Below are 18,805 nucleotides of genomic sequence, written 5' to 3'. Positions count from 1 at the left end.
TTTGATTAAGCTGTTTCCACTACTTGACTTCCTACCTTTTGATGTATTTCATAGGCGGCTAGTTTCCCTTGCTGAGCTGCTGATACGACCATAGCTTCTCCTTGGCCTGATCCAAAAATCACGTCACCACAGACAAAGACTTTTTCATTTTAAGTTTGCAGTGAATCATTCGATAGTTTTACAACTCCATCTTCATGGGCGACTTCGAGTTTCTCTAATAAATCAATATGTCTTGACTGGCCAATTGCCCGGATCACTGCATCTACTTCGATTACATACTCAGAACCTTCAATCGGAACAGAGCGATGCCGTCCGTCCTCACTGCTATCAGAAAGAACCATTTTTATACACTCTAAGCCAACTACTTTACCTTCTTCATCAGCTAGTATTCTTTTAGGTGAAGTTAACCATCTAAATTCGACTCCGTCTTGCTTGGCAAACTCAAATTCAAAGTCATAAGCTGTCATCTCTTCATGTGTTCGACGATAGATGATTTTCACATTGTCTGCACCAAGTCGAACAGAACATGTTGCTGCGTCTATTGCAGTGTTTCCTGCTCCAATAACAGCTATTTTTTTGCCGATAAAATCAGCAGGGATTGTAGAAGACTTTGTTTCTTTGACAAACTCAATGGCATCATACACTCCAATTGACTCCTCACCTTCAATATGTAACCTAGGAACCTTCGACATTCCAACTGCTAAAATAATAAAGTCATAATTTTGAAGTAGGTTCCCTTCTGAAATATCTAATCCTACTCTGGTATTTGTCTTAATTGCTACATTTAACTTTTTCACTTGGTCAATTTCCCAAAAGCTAATCTCTTGAGGTAGGCGGAATGAGACAATACCGTATGTATTTAACCCTCCAGCCTTTTCCTCAGCTTCAAAAATCGTAACCTTGTAACCAAGGAGTGCCAGTTCTCTAGCTGCAGAAAGTCCTGCTGGACCACTCCCAACAACAGCTATCGATTTCCCATTATTCTTACCGGCTTGAAAGAGTAGTTGTTCATTATGAATCGCCCAGTCTGTTGCATATCTTTGTAAATTTCCAATCATAATTGGTTTTGTTGAATGATTGAGAACACAAGCTCCTTCACAGAGCTCCTCTGTTGGACAAACTCGTGAACAGCTTGCACCAACAGGATTAGCAGACATTATCGTTTTAGCTGATCCCTTTAAATTTCCGGTTGAAATTTTTTTAATAAAAGAGGGAATATCAATCCCTGTTGGACACGCTGTAATACATGGTGCATCATAACAATATAAGCATCGGTTTGCCTCTTCAATAGCTTCCCTTTTCGTAAGTCCACTCTCTACTTCTTCAAAATTCCGTTTTAGGTCAGTTAACGAAATTCGCTTAGTTTCCCGATTCACATCTCGTCCCCCTTTGGTAACAAAGCAATGATTAAAAAATACTGTTTCCCGAAAACTATAAAATGATTGTACTTCTTCTGAAATTTTCTGACATCTTACATAACGTCAAATTGTCCAGTCACATTCTTTGGCATTTTGTTAGATTTTCAGTAAATCCCTCCCAAATCACCGATATATATGCATTTTATATGGGAGATTTTATAACAACTTAATGTTTTTTATTGTATGGAAAACTTATACTTAAAGTAGGAAATGGCAGAACTATTCACTTAAGATTGTCTTTGATTTTTCAAACGTAATATAATGAGGGTTTTGATAATGAAGGATTTTTCTTTGATTTGGCAGGTTTCGTACAATGAAATACTTTTCTCTCTTTGATCTTGTTGAGGTTGACTTTCATTATTTTTCCATCAAAAAAGACTGCCGATGACTCGGCAGTCTCTTATAATCATTCTATATCATCCTGTATTACGTAGACCTGCTGCGATACCGCTAATTGTTAATAGTACTTCTGTTAATAGCTCTTCATTAGGTTCTTCCTGCTGACGAAGCTGCTTAATGAGCTCTACTTGCAAAAAGTTCAATGGATCTACATATGGGTTTCTGCGGTGTACTGATTCTTTAATATTTGGTGTATGATCTAACAATTCTTTATCACCAGTAATTTGAAGAAGAATCTCTTTTGTTTTTTCATACTCCTCCATGATGTTACCAAAGATTCGATCTGCAATTTCTTTATCGCTTACTAAAGATGTATATTCTTTAGCTGTTGTAATATCAGCCTTCATGAGGGCCATTTGCAGATTATCAATAGTGGAACGGAAGAATGTCCATTCATTGTACATACGTTGTAATAGCTGCAAGTTTTCTTCACTCTTAGAAGCAAAGCTTTCTAAACCTGTACCTGCAGCATACCATGCTGGTAACAGTTGACGGCTTTGAGTCCATGCAAAAACCCAAGGAATCGCACGTAAATCTTCAAAACGATTGCGATTTTTACGTTTCATAGGACGTGAACCGATGTTTAGTTCAGCTAATTCATTTAATGGTGTTGCTTCTGTAAAGTATGTTAAGAAATCAGGATCTTGGAATACAAGAGATTGGTACTTTTTCAAAGCAACATTCGAAATCTCTTCCATTGCAATTTCCCATGCTTGCTCACGTAAATGCTGTTGCTCAGAATTTTTGGATAAGTTTACAGAAGCTTCAATCAATGTAGATGTTGCTTGCTCTAAACTACGATAAGCAATATCCTCCACTAGATAGCGTGATGATAATACTTCCCCTTGCTCCGTAATTTTCACTCCATCACCCAATGTTTCAGCAGGCTGTGATAAAATACTTCGGTTTAATGGACCGCCACCACGACCTAATGAACCGCCACGACCATGGAAGAATTTCAAGCCAATATTATAGCTTTTGGCCATATCATGGATTTCAAGCTGGGCTTTATATAGCTTCCAGTTCGCTGTAATCGTTCCACCATCTTTACTGCCATCTGAATAACCAAGCATGATTTCTTGAGAATCGCCAAGAATTTTTAGATGATTACGATATACATCCATTGTAAATAATGTTTCCATAATTTTTGGACCTGCAATTAAGTCATCAACTGTTTCAAGAAGAGGTGCAACATTCAGATGACTTTCAACTGAACCATCTGCATGTAAACGATAGATGCCTGCTTCCTTCGCCAGAACTAATACTTCAAGAAGGTCACTCGCTGCTTGTGTCATACTTACTAGATACACAAGGATTGATTTTCTTCCAAAAGTTTCATGTGCTTTCTTGATCATGGTAAAGACTTTGATCATTTCCTGTGTTTCTTTTGAATAATCTTCATTTAAAAGAAGAACTGGACGAGGATCTTGTAAGACACCCTCTAATACCTTAATTTTTTCCTCTTCGCTAAGTGCTGTATAATCATCCACTACTTTTACTTTACGTAAGATTTCTGTAATTGCAGCTTCATGCTCACCACTGTGGTTACGAATATCAAGTGTTGCTAAATGGAAACCAAATAGCTGTACTTGGCGAATGAATTTTTTCAGTATTTTTAACTCACGTCCAGCCGGTTGATGTGAATCAACACTTCGCTGAATCATATATAGATCTTCTAATAGTTCTTCTGCAGCATTATAGCCGATATCAGATTTTCCTACCTCTTCAAGTCTTGCTAAAATAACTGCGATTTTTCGACGATAAACTTCTGTTTCAACAGGCCATCTTTTCTCAGCTGGTAAGTATTGTTGCTCTTCTTTCTCTACATTCAAAAGAAGCTCTTGACTAATTTCAACACGAGTAGAAGAGTGGCTGAAGCGTTTCATTGCTTCAACTAAGGAATCTTTATATTTCTTAATGACAAGCTCACGTTGGCTTTCTAATGTTTCCCATGTAACCTCTGGTGTTACATTTGGGTTTCCATCTCTGTCGCCGCCAATCCATGAACCAAAGCGAAGGAAATTGGGTACATTCCATACATGATCAGGGAATTGCTCAGAAAGGCCTTCCTCAAGATCTTGGTGGATATCTGGCAATACATCAAAAAATGTTTGATCAAAATAATATAGCCCATTACGCACTTCATCCATAACTGTTGGTTTACGATGACGTAGCTCATCTGTTTGCCAAAGAATCGTCACTTCATTTAATAAGCTATCCTCTAATTTTTTACGCTCTTTCTTCGTTAGCATCGTATTATCCAGATTCTTCAGTATATTGCCGATTCGTTTTTGAATCTCAATAACTGAGCGTTTTGTTGCTTCCGTTGGATGCGCAGTAATCACTAACTCAAGTGATAACGTGTTCAAGACATTTTGAATCGTTTCCTCATCAATTTTATTTTCCTTTAATGAAAGAATTGCACTTTCAATTGATGCGGGTTGAACAACGTGATCTTCTTGGAGCTGATATTCGCGACGACGACGAATGCGGTGATTAGACTCTGCGGCATTAATTAGATGAAAGTAAATTGAAAAGGCACGAATGATTTGCTTTCGCATTGGTGGGTCTAAGTTCACGATCTCTTCTTTTAGTTCGTTATAGACTTGCCTATCAAAATTATTTCGAAGAGACTTCGCCATCATCCTGAATTTTTCAACCTTATCTAATAGCTCCGTTCCACCATGATGAACAATAATTTCACCTAGAATATGACCTAGCGATTTTACATCACGGCGTAATGGAAGACTGCTGTCATTTGCTTCAATTCTTGTTGTCATTTTGTCACCTTCCCTAAGATTTTATTATTCTATTAAATATTAAGATAATTCTATCATATCATTATTCGGGGAAAATTTCATCTAAATTTCGCGAAATCGATATCAATATACGATGAATCATACCTCTTTTATCTAATTCGTGTATCATTAAACAATTTAAACATAAAAATTAGTCATTTATGTAAATTTTTATTAAATATCAAATGGTTTGATGGTCTAAAATTCTAAAATCATTATTTTCATTTTGATGGCTTTCTAGAAAGTTTTCGTAAATCTTCTGAAAGCATGTTGGTCTAAACAAATTTGCCGCATGGCCAGCATACTTAATTTCTTTATAAATGACATGCGGGATCACTTGATTCAATTCAACTAATGCTGATTTATATAATGTATCGTGTTCCCCCATTACCCATAAAACAGGAACTGATAAATGTGTTAAAACAGTGCGCAAATCAAATTGAAGGCGATGGTGAAGAGCCGTCTTGATAATATGCTGATCCAACTCTAATGCATATTTATAATAAATTTTCTTTGAGATTGCTGAATATGGATCCATTCTATTTACCTTAGGGTAGATATCATTCGCATAATTTTGAAGCCATGTGGAGTACTCCTCATCTCGAGTCTTCCAATAATGCTGAAACACATTAAAAAGTTGGGATTGAGCATTATAATGTCCTCCAATAAAGCACAAGCTTTTTACCTTTTTTCCCCACTTATTAGCAAAAATGGCACTTGGATAACACCCATAGCTTAATGAACATAGATGAGCTTCCTGTATACCATTCTGTTCATAAAAGTCCTCTAGCTGCATTACTAAATTTTCTAACGTAAATTCATGATTTTTGCCTTTATGCTCACCATGACCAATCAAATCATATGAGTAAGTATGAAAGGTAGAATGGAAATACTCCATTTGTTTTTTAAATGCGCGCTTTGTCCCAGTTAAACCATGGATAAAAATAATCGTTTCCTTCATCAGAACACACCCCACCAATATCTGTTAAATAAATTTTAAAATGCAATTGTAAAGCTACTGTATGAAGTGGGTTAAAGTTATGTAAGAAAAAAGACAGCCCGAAAAAAGAACTGTCTTTTTGCCTATTTTGAATCTATTGCATATAACACGATCGTTACTTTAAATAAATCGCCGTCAACATCAATATTAAGCTCCCCATCATGTAAGTCGATGATTGATTTGGCAATCGCTAATCCAAGACCAGAACCTTCTGTATGCCGTGATTTATCACCACGTTTAAAGCGTTCAAATAATTCATTAACATCATCACTGAGTTCATACCTTGATATATTTTTAAAAGTGATGATAATTTGATTATTTTCCTCTTTGACCGCGATATATGCCCTAGTATTTTCTAACGAATATTTTAGGATATTTCCTATTAAATTTTCAAATACTCTCCATAGCTTTTGTCCATCGATAAAGGCTAATACAGGTGTATCAGGATTAGTCACACGAAATTGCACAGTAGAAGACTGGATAGTTTCGTTATATTCAGCTAATGCCTGTTGCAAAAGTTGGACAACATCAACCCTTGCTTTTGATAACTCAATATTTCCGCTCGCCATTTTGGACGCTTCAAATAAATCATCAATTAATACTTTTAACCTCTTTGATTTACGATCAATAATCTCAATATATGTTGAACGTTCATCCTCTGAAAGCTCGGCATTTTTTAAAAGCTCTGAATACGTAATAATGGATGTTAATGGGGTCCGTAAATCATGGCTTACATTTGTAATTAATTCTGTTTTTAACCGCTCACTCTTCACTTGTGCCTTTTTTGAGGTTTTCACCCCATGTTTCAATTGGTTAATATTATTCGCAAGAGTGGCCAGTGACGATTTCCCCGCTACCTTCAAATCCGCTTCAAACTGTCCATTCGTTAATGCTGTTGCATGTCGTGTAATTTCATTAAAATAACCAATTCTTTTTATCAAAAAGATTAGTATAGGCAAAGCAATAAAAACAAATGCAGGGAAATAGACAAGTAAAAATCCTGGTTCAACAACTACTACAGCTGCTCCAAGTCCAAACATAAAGACTAAGCCCAATATCAAGATTGCTTGAGTTCCGACTCTCCGATTGGCAAAAGCATCTCGAATCATCTTCAACATTTGAAATGTTATTGTTTTCTTTAATAAGCCTTTATTTGAAGGCAACAACTTTAAAATAGGGAATAGGTAGATTCCTTGAACAATTGATCCTCCTAAAAAGATGACCATGATACCAAACCTATAAAGTAAATCTCTTAATGAAAAATAATCATAATAATGAGGAAACTCATCTATTAAAATAAGTGAAATGAGTGCCGTAATTCCAAAAAGACCAAATGCCACATCAATAGGAAGTCGATGATAATAATTCTTGATACTATGGGATTTTATCGTTTGAAAGATTGCCATTTTTTTAGCCATGATTAAGCTAATGATAAGCGACACAACTGCACCAATTGAATAGATCCAGAAAACAATTCTGTGATCATTAAAATCATGGAATGCAGACATAATTGGATTAGCATTTGAAACACCTTTGCGAAGTCCAATTTTCCCTTCATATAAAGCATTTGTATCTACATCTGTAAGAACATCCTCGTAACCATAAATGATCGATTGTTCACGAACACCTAAATAGTTGTAATTGTCTGTAGGATAGGTATTAACATGGAGCATATTTTTAGAAGTAAATATCGATTCTATTTCTTTCTCGTTCTTAGATGGCAAATTTGTGTAGATCTCTCCTGTTGTTGTATTTTTCAAATAGTAGGCAAACGCTTCATTATAATCATTATAATCCTGTCGGTAACCTTCTAATTCTTTAACATATTGATCTACTTTTTGTTCTTTTTCTTTTATTATTTTTTCTTTAACATACTCATCGCTTTCAAAATTTTTGGAAATGTCCTCGATTTTCGAATCTCTTTCTTTTATATAGCGGTTGGCTACATCTTCGTTGCCAATTGCTCTTGCATCTTCAATTCTTTGCTGATATTGTTCCTCAATATTTTGGATTTGTCCAGTTAGGTCACCATAGCGATATCGATATTCTTCAATTTCTTCCTCCGAAACGCTAAGCTTCTTTTTAATCTCTTCTTTCTCTTGATAAGAAAACTCAAACGCTTGAAGATAACTCACAAAGGTACCGACTGTACTTTCATACTGTGAGGTTTTAAAGTAGTTTGTTTTTAAATAATCATTGTCATTAATTATTGCGGTTAACACTCCGCTTAGCCCGTAAGTAAACAACACGAGCCACAGTAACATCCCTGCTCTATTTTTCCATTTTGTATCCAATGCCCCATACCACCTTTAAAAATCTTGGATTTTTTGGGTCGATTTCAATTTTTTCACGAATTTTCCGAATGTGTACAGCAACAGTATTTTCGGCATTATAGCATGGCTCTTTCCATACACGTTCGTAAATTTCCGAAATAGAGAACACACGACCTGCATTCATCATTAATAATTCTACAATTTTATATTCAATAGGAGTTAACTTAACAGGTTCTCCGTGCACAGCGACTTCTTTTGCATCTTGATCAATCGTAAGACCATTTATATCAATTGTTCGGTTTCTTCCTTCAAAATGACCTAGCGTAACATATCTTCTAAGTTGTGACTTCACTCTTGCTATTAACTCTAACGGATTAAAAGGCTTGGTCACATAATCATCAGCTCCAACCTGTAATCCCAGAATTTTATCTGTATCCTCACTTTTCGCACTTAAAATGATAATCGGAATATTTTTTTGCTCACGAATTTTAAAAGTAGCAGAAATTCCATCCATTCTCGGCATCATTACATCAAGAATGATTAAATGAACTTCGTTTTCTTGTAAACGTTCAATTGCTTCCACGCCATCACTAGCTAATAACACAGTCAGGCCTTCATTTTTTAAATATATTTCAATCGCTTCTCTAATTTCTTTATCATCATCTACTACTAACACTCTATAATTGTTCATTGCTTAAACCTCCTTTCGAAAGTATACCATGTGTTGATTTAGTTCGGATGTTCTAAGTATAATCAGAAGTTCTTAATATAAAGATAGGGGAAATATGAAGAATTTCTTAAGAATACGTAATATTTAATTTGAATAAAGTTTTTAAATAGAGAACAAAAGCTCTAAAAGCCAAAATCAGCCTCGGGCTTGTGACCTTAAGGGGTTAAGGAGCTAGCAGCCTAATAGCGCGAGGTCATGCGAAGCGACTGATACTTGTACTTCCTGTTCTTTGGAGCTTGATACCACAGTTCAATGCACCTAATAGTACGCTATGCAAAGAAAAAGTGAGCCAGTATATGGCTCACTTTTTAGCATTACGTTTATACAACTGGTATTTTATTTACCTTTACTACTTTTTTCGTTTCATTAGATTCCAATGCTGCTAAAATAACATCAAGTGATTTCTTTCCTTCATCCCCGGTTATAAGTGGAGCTTTTTTATTGATGATGGCCTCTATGAAGTGATCAATAACATGTGTATTCGTTTGACCACCCTCTTCATTTGTTTGAATTTTATCAAGTTGGTACTTCACAACTTCCCCATTTTTATATTGGACAATTAGTGAATGTTCCGGGTCATCCTCTAATCTTAAAACACCATTTTCAGCGTATATAACAGTAGAATTATCTCCACCAGTTACATAAGACCAACTAGCTGCTAATGTTCCAATAACACCAGATTCCATTTTTAATACTGCAACTGCGTTATCATCTACGTCTGTATCTTCTTTCGCAGACGTTTCAACAAATGCACTAACCTCGGCTACATCTCCAAGTAAATAACGAATTAAGTCTGATTTATGAACACCTAAGTCTCCTAGGGCACCTATGAAGGCTTGTTCTTTATCGAAGAACCAGCTATTTCTTCCATCAATGCTCCATCTCTCCGGCCCGGGATGCCCAAATGTTGTTCGGAAACTATAAATCTTTCCAATTTCGCCGCTTTCTATTAATTGTTTTGCTTTTTGATGAGAGGCTACAAAGCGTTGATTATGCGCAATCATTAACGTTTTGTCATTCCGTTTTGCAGCTTCGATCATTTCTTCCGCTTCTTTTCTAGAAATAGCCATAGGTTTCTCACAAAGAACATGTTTACCTGCATTTAAAGCTGCAATTGAAACCGGCGCATGAAGATCATTTGGTAAACAAACACTTATTACATCTATTTCTGCTAGTTGAATCACTTCTTCGTATTGTGTAAAAGATTTTGCTCCATATTTTTCAGCCATTTCCACTGCACGCGACTCTACAATATCACATACCGCTGCGATTTCAACATTCTTATTATTTGCATACTCTACTAAGTGACGTTTTCTTGAAATACTTCCACAACCAATGACCCCGACTTTGATTTTTGACATGTTTTCATCCTCCAATGATTCGATATTATCCTTTTACTGCCCCACCTGCTAAACCTTTTACAACTTTTTCTTGGGAGAAAAGGTAAACAACAAGAATAGGCAAGCTAGCTAATGTTAAGGCGGCCATAAGACCAGGAATATTTACTGAGAACTCTCCTTTAAAATCTTGTAAACCTAAAGGTAATGTCATGTTTTCTGGGCTTGAAATTAAAACAAGTGCAAAAATAAACTCATTCCAAAGATGGATAAAATTATAGATCAACACCGTCATTAATGCAGGTGTTAACATCGGGAGAATCACTCTCCAGAAGATTCCAAAGTGGTTACAGCCATCCATTTTTGCTGCTTCCTCCAATGACTTTGGAATTTCTTGCATAAACTGAGTCAAAATAAAGATTGAGATTGGTAGACTAAATGCGATATATGGTCCCAATAAAGCCCACACCGTATCAAAAATCCCCATGCTTTGTGTGAGTTTGAAAATTGGAATAAGGGTAGCATGAATAGGAAGCATCATTCCTGATATAAATAGTAAAAATAAAACTTTGTTTAATTTAAACTTCATTCTACTCAGAGGGTAGCTTGCCAGCGCTGCTACAATCATCACGACAAATACAGCTACGATTGATACTAAAATACTATTTAAGAAGTATCGAGTTAAACCCATTTCAAAAACAGATTGAAAATTTTCTAGATTAAATGATGAAAATAACGCAAATGGTTCTTCAAAGAACTGACTTCGTGACTTGAGTGAAGTTGAAATCATATAAATGAAAGGAAAACCAGTGAAGACTAACAACATAACTGCAATAATATAGAGAGGTATTTTCTTAAATCCCAAAGTCATACTCCGTAGGCTCCTTTCTTTTTACGTAAATGATCCATCACCTGAATAATAATCGTAACGGCTAAGGCTAAAAAGAACATGACAAAAGCGATTGCACTTGCATATCCCATATTAAAGTTAATAAAAGCCTGTTTAAACATATACGTTCCTAATAATTCCGTTCCGTGGTTAGGACCTCCACCGGTCATAATATAGAAAATATCAAATGCTTTTAACGAACCTACAATTGCTAGAATAGAAGAGCTCACAATTGTTGGCATGAGCAGTGGTAATGTAATGTGAAAAAACTTTTGGAAAGGATTAGCACCATCAATTTCAGCCGCTTCATATAATTCGTCTGGTATCCCAACAATGGCAGCTTTAAAAAGAATCATATAAAATGGTGCGAATTGCCAAACGATAACTAATAATACAGCAAATAGAGCGGTATTTGTTTCACTTAACCATGAAATATTTTCAACACCAAATAGATTAATGATACTATTAATAATCCCATTTATTGGATCGAACATCAAAACCCATAACAAACCGATGGCAACAGTTGACATGAGAAATGGAAAAAAATAAACACTACTAAAAAATTTAATTCCTTTAATTGGTGCAAATAACATAAGTGCCATGATCAAACCAAGAGGAATTTGAGCAAAAACTGAAGTTAATACGACCCATGTATTATTTGTGAGTGCTCTCCAGAAAATGGCGTCTTTAAAAAGGTCAACATAATTTTGTAACCCTATAAATACTCCAACACCCATGCCGTCCCATTTATAAAAGCTATACATTAAGGTTGATATAATCGGGAACAAAACATAAACAGCATAAATAATAATTGCAGGTGCAACGAATGCTCCAATAGTTAAAGCGTTTTTTAATTTTTTGTGTGTACGTGAAGCCTGTTTGACAACCGTCTTACTTTCAGCCACTTTTATAGGTGTATCCATTTTAGCCACTCCTTTTGTTACAACAAGAGGGGAAAATCCCCTCCTACTGTACTACTTTAATACCTCTTTAGCTTTCTCTTCCATTTTCTGTGCTGCTTCTTCAGGTGTCATGTCTAAACCAAAGATCGCTTGAGTCGTGTCTTTGTGTAATTCCGCTAACTCCGGTGGAAGTGTTTGGTCATAAGGCATTTGTAAGTGAGTTGCTTGTTCTAAAACATCATAGAAACGTTTTGTAAATTCATCAGCTGGTACAATATCTTTAACACCAGTTAGTGCACCTGTTCGATCCGTATAATTTTGAGCCGTTTCAGTGCTAGCTAGTTCATTGACTAGTTCAGCAGCTAGATCAGGATTTTTACTGTTTTGTGCTACTGACCAAACTGGACCAGTATTTGCACCGACATGTGTTTGATCTCCTTTCCCACCAGGAATCGTTGGGAATAGGAAGAAATCTAGCTTTTCCTCAAATTCTGGAGCTTCTTCTCTTACATTATTTACGAATGAGATCGTCATATCCATCATTGCTGCCTGGCCGGTATACAATAACTGACGGCCTTGACCTTCATCATATGGAACACCATTAAATCCTGGGTTGAACGCATCTCTTTTTACTAGATCTTGAATATATTTTCCTGCCTCAACATATCCAGGATCATCGAATCCTCTTCCTTCTCTATTGAAAGCACTTTCGAATAATTCAGGACCTGCGATTCTGCTTGCAAAGTTCATAAAATAATAAGCACCCGGCCATTTTGTTTGATTTGCTAAAGCGATAGGAATAATGTTGTTTTCTTTTAGCGTATCAATGACACTTAACCATTCATCATATGTTTTTGGTGGTGTTAATCCATATTTATCAAAAATCTCTTTGTTATAAAAAACAACATCCATTGATAAACCTAAAGGCACACCATATACCTTACCGTCATATGTTGCATTGTTCAAAGCAAGCTCATTGAAGTGAGATTTATCAGTTGTTTCTGTAATATCATAAACTTTTCCTTGGTCAACAAAGTTCTTCAGCCAGCCGCCGCCCCAGCTATGGAATACATCTGGTGCCTTATTTCCAGACATAGCAACTGATAGTTTTTGTTTATAAGCATCATTTGGAATTTGAAGCATTTTCACCTCGACATCTGGATGCTTCTCCTCAAATCGTGCAACAGCTTCTTCATATACTTTCTCTCTTTCACCTGGATCAATATGCCAGAATTCAAGTGTCTTTTTCCCACCATTTGATTCAGTTTTACCAGAATCAGATGCAGCTTGCTCTGTTGAGCCGCCACCATTAAGTCCACATGCAGTTAGAAGCAAAACAGCCATAATTGTGAAAACAGATAATAATTTCTTCATTCTTCCATCCCCTTTGTTTTCGTTATCAGCTTTAAATCGTGATTAATTGTTTATTTTTTAAGTAATTCATGCTGATCTCAATGCTCTCCAGAGGCGACCTTCTTGATCGATCCTGTTCTACCACAAACCACTCTACATTTGATTGCTTCCCTTGATTTAGTACACCATCTAAATTAACTCCACCAGTTCCTAATTCTGCAAAAAACTTCTCACCATCTGTTGTCATATCCTTAAGATGAACAAGTGGTGTTCTTCCTTCGTAACGTTTTAACCACTGAACTGGGTCTTCGCCAGCTTTTGTTAACCAATACACATCAAATTCTGCCTTCACCCACTCAGGATTAGTTCCATCAAGTAGTACTTCTAAAGGCTTTTTACCATTATCTAAATCAACTAATTCAAAATCATGATTATGATAAGAAAGAGCAATTCCTGCTTCATGGCATTTTTGGCCAATTTCATTTAAGATTGGAACTAGTTCATAGTAAGCTTCCTTTGTTCTTCTCTCAGCTGGAAGTACAGGACATGCAATATGATGACTACCTATTATTTGCTGATATTCTATTACCTGGTCTAATTCATTTTCAAGCATGGCAATTGGTATATGGCTAGAGCTTGCTTTCAGTCCTAATCTATCAAGTTCTTTTTTCAATTGGATTGCCGTTAATCCTCCAAATCCCGCAAACTCTACCCCTTGATATCCAAGTTTTGCTACCTTCTCTAATGTTCCTACAAAATCTTTTTCAGTCTCTTCACGTAAAGTAAATAACTGTAAGCTGAATTGAGTTTTAGTCATATATAAATCCCCCTTTTTTTAAACAAATATGTAATCGGTTACAAATATATTTCTAATTTCCTGCAATTTTTTTGTTATTCACCCCCTTCAAGGTGTAACCGGTTACAAATTATGTGATGATTTTTTATTTAGTACCTTCTCATTACTCTTTCCACCACATGACTCTCTCACAATAAAATCACATTCTAATATGTATTGCGCCTTCAATAAGGGGACTCCTTGAATTTGCTGTAGTAGTAATTTCATTGACTTTTGCCCCATCTCAAATAGTGGTTGAGCAACTGTTGTTAGGGCTGGATCAAATATTGAAGAAAAACTAATATTATCAAATCCTACAACAGCTATATCTCTAGGAACATTAAGTCCAAGCTCTTTTGCTGCTTTTACTGCCCCCATAGCCATTTCATCGTTTGCTGCAAAAATAGCAGTTGGCGTTTTCTCTATTGCCATTAACTTCAACATCTGATTATAGCCTGATTCAAAGGTAAAGTCCCCCTCTTGAACAAGCATATTACGAACCTCGATATTGTTTTGCATCAACGCTTGTTTATAGCCTTGATATCGACTTCTAGAGATTGCAAATTGTAACGGGCCAGTAATATGAGCAATTTCTTTATGACCTATTCTTATAAGATGTTCAACAGCTTCACGACTACTACTAACATTGTCGATTGAGACTGATGGTACCCTTAAACCTTCAATATATGCTGTGGCTAGAACAAGAGGATATTCTTCACTTAATGACTTTATGTAGTTGGAATCCATCCTTTCTGATAGCAAGATCATTCCATCTGTTTGCTTTTGCTTTAATAATTCAACGAGATCATACTCGTTTTCTACTTTTCGATTTGTATTCCCCAATAAGACTCGATATCCATGTCTTGCTGCTTCGTACTCAATTCCTTCGATAATACCTGAAAAAACAGTATTCATAATACTTGGTACTACTACAAGAATGATATTTGTTTCATTTCTACGAAACTGGCGGGCTAGCATATTAGGTTGATAATTTAACTCAGCGATAACGCTTAGAACTTTCTTTCTGGTTGCTTCTTTTACAGTTTCAGGATAATGCAGTACCCTTGAAACAGTAGCAACTGAAACGTTTGCTAATTTGGCCACATCACGCATCTTTACTCCCATGTAACGCTCTCCCTGTGAATGACTTTTTCTTTAACCGTTACTGTAAACGGTTACAAAAATCAGTATAAAGGGTCGAGTTCGAATATTCAATACTAAATTTTCAAAATAGTTAATATAACCCATTAAAAAAGAGATAAGCCTCTATTCCAAGTATAGAGGCTCCTCAAGTTTTTCATATAGAAGTATCAGGGGGGATACTATCTTTTCTTACTTACCCTCTTAAACAAAAGTTAAACCTAAAAATATCACTTTTTCTTTAAGAAAATAGTTTTCTGTTATTTTAGAATTCTTATTGACATTTTAATCAAAACAAGAGAGAATGAACGCGTGTACATAATTTACTATGGGGGTGAATACATTAGCAAATAGAAAAGACGTTGCCAGATTAGCAGGCGTTTCTGAAGCGACTGTTTCTCGGGTTTTCAACAATGTCGCGCCTTTGCGTGAAGAGACAAAACATAAAGTATTACAAGCTGCTAAGGAGCTTAACTATCACCCAAATGTTATTGCACAAAATTTTGCAAAAGGAAAGAGTCATAATATTGGTGTGATTGTTCCTTACCTACCTAAGGTAAATATTATGTCCACCCACTATTTTTCAGAGCTTGTCAGTGGAATTGGTGCAAAGCTTGGAGAACTTGGCTATGGTTTGCTTTTATTATTTCAATCTCCAAATGAACGAAAAAATTATGTACAGCTTTTTCAATCCCAACGAGTGGATGGATGCATTATTTTGGGCTCCAGCAATAACCCTGAAGAAATTGAGGCCATTGAAGAGCTTCATCAATTGAATTTACCATACTGCCTTGTTAACCAGACATTTCCCGGCTATTCCTTTTATTCTATTGATGCAGATCATGTGAATGGCAGTTTCATAGCAACATCATCATTACTGCAAAAAGGATTTCCAAATATTATTTTCTTAAATGGACCTGAGGAATACTCCAATAGTCTTGATCGTCTAGAAGGATACAAGCAAGCTTTAGTGGAAAAGAACATTCTTTTTTCTAAAGAACTGATTTTCGAGGGTAATTATAGCCGAAAAAGCGGTTATCAAGCTGCGAAAGACATTTCATCGTTATTACCAACTTATAAAGCGATCTTTTCTGCAAATGATCGGATGGCGATTGGACTGATGCAAGGCTTAAACGAACTGGGTTTTCAAGCGGGCAAAGATTATGCCATTATTGGCTATGATGACTCTGAAATCTCACGAATGACAACTCCGCCACTCACTACAGTAAGAGTTCCACTTTATGATATGGGACAACTAGCTGCCGAAAAGATTCTTAGATTTATCGCACAAAATGAGACTGAACCACTAATGGTTCGACTTCCTGTTACATTAATCGAACGGGAAACTACTTCGCTTGATATGTACTAGTTCCTAAATTAGGTTATGGCACTAGTACTAATCATAGATGTTAAACCAATTCTATAAAACTTTAACAAAGGGGAAATCTTATGAAAAACATTAAAGTTGGAATGATTGGCTACAAATTCATGGGAAAGGCACATAGTCACGCTTATCGTGACCTTCCTCTCTTTTTCCCAAATACCGTTCATCCTGAAATGAAGGTGATTTGTGGACGTAATACTGAAGGTGTTGCCGAAGCAGCTAAACAATTCGGCTGGGAAGAATACACAACAGACTGGAAGGCACTTATTCAACGTGAGGATATTGATTTAATTGATATTAATGCACCAAGTGATGTACATAAGGAAATAACGATTGCTGCTGCAAAAGCTGGTAAGCATGTTTTTTGCGAAAAACCGTTAGCGCTTACATTGGAAGATTCTAGAGAAATGCTTGATGTTGTTGAGGCTGCTGGTGTAAAGCATATGGTTGGCTTTAATTATCGTTTCGCTCCTGCTGTCATGCTCGCAAAAAAGTTAATTGATGAAGGTAAATTAGGAGATATCTACCATTACCGTGCTTGGTTTTTACAAGATTGGCTAGTTGATCCAAACTTTCCTCTTGCTTGGAGGCTTCAAAAAGAAATTGCAGGCTCTGGTTCTCACGGAGATCTAGGTGCACATTTAATTGACTTAGCCCATTACCTGATTGGTGATATGGACGAAGTCATCGGGATGAGTGAAACGTTTATTAAACAAAGACCGATTACAACAGGCACTTCAGGTCTATCAGCAGGCGGTAGTGATGCGAATGCCGAAAAAGGAGAAGTAACGGTTGATGATGCAACATTATTCTTAACTCGTTTTGCTAACGGAGCTTTAGGAAGCTTTGAAGCAACAAGATATGCTTCTGGTCACCGTTGTACAAATTCTTTTGAAATCAATGGCAGTAAAGGAAGCGTTATCTTTGATTTTGAACGAATGAACGAGCTTCAAGTATACTTCACAGATGATCGTGATGATGTTCAAGGCTTCCGACGAGTTCTCGCAACAGATCCAGCACATGCTTATGCTGAAAATTGGTGGCCGCCAGGACATACAATCGGATATGAACACACATTTATTCATGAAGTGGTCGAATTAATGGAAGCGTTTAAAGAAGACCGTCAGCCTGTTCCAAACTTCCATGATGGTGTGAAATGTCAACAAGTATTAGAAGCTGTTGATCGCTCAATTGAAAAACGTCAATGGATCAAAGTTTCCGACGTTTAAGAAAAGCGCAAGCGCCTTGGTCATTGCCGTACAAACTGGAGGAGCATCGACTAAAGATTTAGGAAACACGGTAAGCGAAGCGAACCGATGTTGACTTATCGTAGGGAGATGATCTGAAGTTTGATAGGCGATAGGCGCTGGAGCTAGACACCTACACAAAGTACAAAATTTTATACTTTCTTATCTGTTAAGAAAAGCGCAAGGCGCTAAGAAATCGGCGACAAGCAAGGCGAGTAAAAATAGAAGGTGTTCTTTACCTTCATTTCCTACTTGACTTATGACCTCGAGCCGATGGCGCCTGGAGCAAAGACATTAAAACTAAGTACAATAATTTATACTTTCCTACCGTTTAATAAAATCTTAAAGGAGTGTTTCATATGAAAAAGAATGCATTAATCGTTTGGGGTGGCTGGGACGGACATGAACCAGAGCAAATATCTCAAATTTTCAAAGGAATTCTCGAAGAAGAAAATTTCAATGTAGAAGTATCTGATTCACTAGATTCTTATGCTGATCCTGAAAAATTAAAATCGTTAGATCTTATTGTTCCCCACTGGACAATGGGTGAAATTCAAAAAAAATATGTACTAAATATTTCAGAGGCTGTAATGAGTGGTGTAGGCTTAGCAGGTTGTCATGGCGGGATGTGTGATTCTTTTCGGAATAATGTTGACTGGCAATTTATGACTGGTGGAAACTGGGTAGCACACCCTGGAAATGATGGGGTTGAATACATGGTGAACATCAAGCATTCAACAAGCCCTTTATTAGATGGAATATCTGATTTTAAAGTTGTAAGTGAACAGTACTATCTCCACTATGATCCAGCAGTCGAAGTGCTCGCCACTACACGTTTCCCTGTTGTTGACGGACCTCATGCAGCAAATAAAGCGGTTGATATGCCTGTTGTCTGGACAAAACGCTGGGGACAAGGAAATGTATTTTATAGTTCATTAGGTCATAAAGCAAATATTGTGGCTATGCCAGAAGTTTCACTCATCATGCGCCGCGGATTTTTATGGGCTGCTGAGGGCAAACAACGTGCTGAAGACTTAGCAGTTGCAGCGAATGCCCGTTCTTATACAGGTATGGGAGATAGCCAATAAATCTATAAAAAT

The 18,805-nt window shown here is 36.5% G+C and carries 13 protein-coding genes and 1 pseudogene; 3 read left to right on the top strand and 11 right to left on the bottom strand.

The annotated features are described in order from the left end of the window. Positions 1-5: 5 nt before the first annotated feature. The 11 genes and pseudogenes from AC4GZ8_RS07420 to AC4GZ8_RS07370 form a co-directional block, all read right to left on the bottom strand. Positions 6-1,376: pseudogene (locus AC4GZ8_RS07420) on the bottom strand (NAD(P)-dependent oxidoreductase). Positions 1,377-1,834: 458 nt separating this feature from the next. Next, a complete protein-coding gene (gene ppc / locus AC4GZ8_RS07415) occupies positions 1,835-4,597 on the bottom strand; it encodes a phosphoenolpyruvate carboxylase (protein ID WP_491081179.1) in 2,763 nt (920 codons plus the stop codon). Between the two features lie 199 nt (positions 4,598-4,796). Then, positions 4,797-5,576 carry an alpha/beta fold hydrolase gene (locus AC4GZ8_RS07410; protein ID WP_491081178.1) on the bottom strand — a complete coding sequence of 260 codons (780 nt, stop codon included), beginning with the start codon at positions 5,574-5,576 and terminating at the stop codon, positions 4,797-4,799. Between the two features lie 122 nt (positions 5,577-5,698). Next, a complete protein-coding gene (locus AC4GZ8_RS07405; protein WP_491081177.1) occupies positions 5,699-7,909 on the bottom strand; it encodes a HAMP domain-containing sensor histidine kinase in 2,211 nt (736 codons plus the stop codon). Beyond that, a complete protein-coding gene (locus tag AC4GZ8_RS07400; protein ID WP_491081176.1) occupies positions 7,887-8,579 on the bottom strand; it encodes a response regulator transcription factor in 693 nt (230 codons plus the stop codon). Before AC4GZ8_RS07400 ends, AC4GZ8_RS07405 begins: the two co-directional genes overlap by 23 nt. Before the next feature lie 359 nt (positions 8,580-8,938). Next, positions 8,939-9,979 carry a Gfo/Idh/MocA family protein gene (locus tag AC4GZ8_RS07395; RefSeq protein ID WP_491081175.1) on the bottom strand — a complete coding sequence of 347 codons (1,041 nt, stop codon included), beginning with the start codon at positions 9,977-9,979 and terminating at the stop codon, positions 8,939-8,941. 25 nt (positions 9,980-10,004) lie between these two features. After that, positions 10,005-10,826 carry a carbohydrate ABC transporter permease gene (locus tag AC4GZ8_RS07390; RefSeq protein WP_491081174.1) on the bottom strand — a complete coding sequence of 274 codons (822 nt, stop codon included), beginning with the start codon at positions 10,824-10,826 and terminating at the stop codon, positions 10,005-10,007. Beyond that, positions 10,823-11,767 carry a carbohydrate ABC transporter permease gene (locus AC4GZ8_RS07385; RefSeq protein WP_491081173.1) on the bottom strand — a complete coding sequence of 315 codons (945 nt, stop codon included), beginning with the start codon at positions 11,765-11,767 and terminating at the stop codon, positions 10,823-10,825. The genes AC4GZ8_RS07390 and AC4GZ8_RS07385 overlap by 4 nt, the downstream gene beginning before the upstream one ends. A 51-nt stretch (positions 11,768-11,818) precedes the next feature. Next, the gene (locus AC4GZ8_RS07380) at positions 11,819-13,120 is read right to left on the bottom strand and encodes an ABC transporter substrate-binding protein (protein WP_491081172.1); all 1,302 of its coding nucleotides are present in this window, start codon (positions 13,118-13,120) and stop codon (positions 11,819-11,821) included. Positions 13,121-13,151: 31 nt separating this feature from the next. Further along, the gene (locus AC4GZ8_RS07375; protein WP_491081171.1) at positions 13,152-13,916 is read right to left on the bottom strand and encodes a sugar phosphate isomerase/epimerase family protein; all 765 of its coding nucleotides are present in this window, start codon (positions 13,914-13,916) and stop codon (positions 13,152-13,154) included. Between the two features lie 102 nt (positions 13,917-14,018). Further along, entirely contained in the window at positions 14,019-15,059 is a 1,041-nt protein-coding gene (locus AC4GZ8_RS07370) for a LacI family DNA-binding transcriptional regulator (protein ID WP_491081170.1), read from the bottom strand. Positions 15,060-15,402: 343 nt separating this feature from the next. On the opposite strand from AC4GZ8_RS07370, the gene AC4GZ8_RS07365 reads away from it, so the two are divergent. From AC4GZ8_RS07365 to AC4GZ8_RS07355, 3 genes are all read left to right on the top strand, one after another. Next, positions 15,403-16,443: a LacI family DNA-binding transcriptional regulator gene (locus tag AC4GZ8_RS07365; RefSeq protein ID WP_491081169.1), complete on the top strand. Its 1,041-nt coding sequence runs from the start codon at positions 15,403-15,405 to the stop codon at positions 16,441-16,443. A gap of 80 nt (positions 16,444-16,523) precedes the next feature. Continuing rightward, positions 16,524-17,687: a Gfo/Idh/MocA family protein gene (locus AC4GZ8_RS07360; protein WP_491081168.1), complete on the top strand. Its 1,164-nt coding sequence runs from the start codon at positions 16,524-16,526 to the stop codon at positions 17,685-17,687. 377 nt (positions 17,688-18,064) lie between these two features. Then, a complete protein-coding gene (locus tag AC4GZ8_RS07355; RefSeq protein WP_491081167.1) occupies positions 18,065-18,793 on the top strand; it encodes a ThuA domain-containing protein in 729 nt (242 codons plus the stop codon). Positions 18,794-18,805: the final 12 nt, after the last annotated feature.

The organism is Metabacillus sp. RB-C-LZQ-3-1 (assembly GCF_058315175.1).
This window is presented reverse-complemented; position numbering and strand designations above follow the sequence as displayed.

Bases quoted from the DNA above. Each gene is read 5' to 3' on its own strand.
- ppc (WP_491081179.1), bottom strand. From the start codon at position 4,597: ATGACAACAAGAATTGAAGCAAATGACAGCAGTCTTCCATTACGCCGT.
- AC4GZ8_RS07410 (WP_491081178.1), bottom strand. From the start codon at position 5,576: ATGAAGGAAACGATTATTTTTATCCATGGTTTAACTGGGACAAAGCGC.
- AC4GZ8_RS07400 (WP_491081176.1), bottom strand. From the start codon at position 8,579: ATGAACAATTATAGAGTGTTAGTAGTAGATGATGATAAAGAAATTAGA.
- AC4GZ8_RS07395 (WP_491081175.1), bottom strand. From the start codon at position 9,979: ATGTCAAAAATCAAAGTCGGGGTCATTGGTTGTGGAAGTATTTCAAGA.
- AC4GZ8_RS07390 (WP_491081174.1), bottom strand. From the start codon at position 10,826: ATGACTTTGGGATTTAAGAAAATACCTCTCTATATTATTGCAGTTATG.
- AC4GZ8_RS07385 (WP_491081173.1), bottom strand. From the start codon at position 11,767: ATGGATACACCTATAAAAGTGGCTGAAAGTAAGACGGTTGTCAAACAG.
- AC4GZ8_RS07380 (WP_491081172.1), bottom strand. From the start codon at position 13,120: ATGAAGAAATTATTATCTGTTTTCACAATTATGGCTGTTTTGCTTCTA.
- AC4GZ8_RS07375 (WP_491081171.1), bottom strand. From the start codon at position 13,916: ATGACTAAAACTCAATTCAGCTTACAGTTATTTACTTTACGTGAAGAG.
- AC4GZ8_RS07370 (WP_491081170.1), bottom strand. From the start codon at position 15,059: ATGGGAGTAAAGATGCGTGATGTGGCCAAATTAGCAAACGTTTCAGTT.
- AC4GZ8_RS07365 (WP_491081169.1), top strand. From the start codon at position 15,403: ATGGGGGTGAATACATTAGCAAATAGAAAAGACGTTGCCAGATTAGCA.
- AC4GZ8_RS07360 (WP_491081168.1), top strand. From the start codon at position 16,524: ATGAAAAACATTAAAGTTGGAATGATTGGCTACAAATTCATGGGAAAG.
- AC4GZ8_RS07355 (WP_491081167.1), top strand. From the start codon at position 18,065: ATGAAAAAGAATGCATTAATCGTTTGGGGTGGCTGGGACGGACATGAA.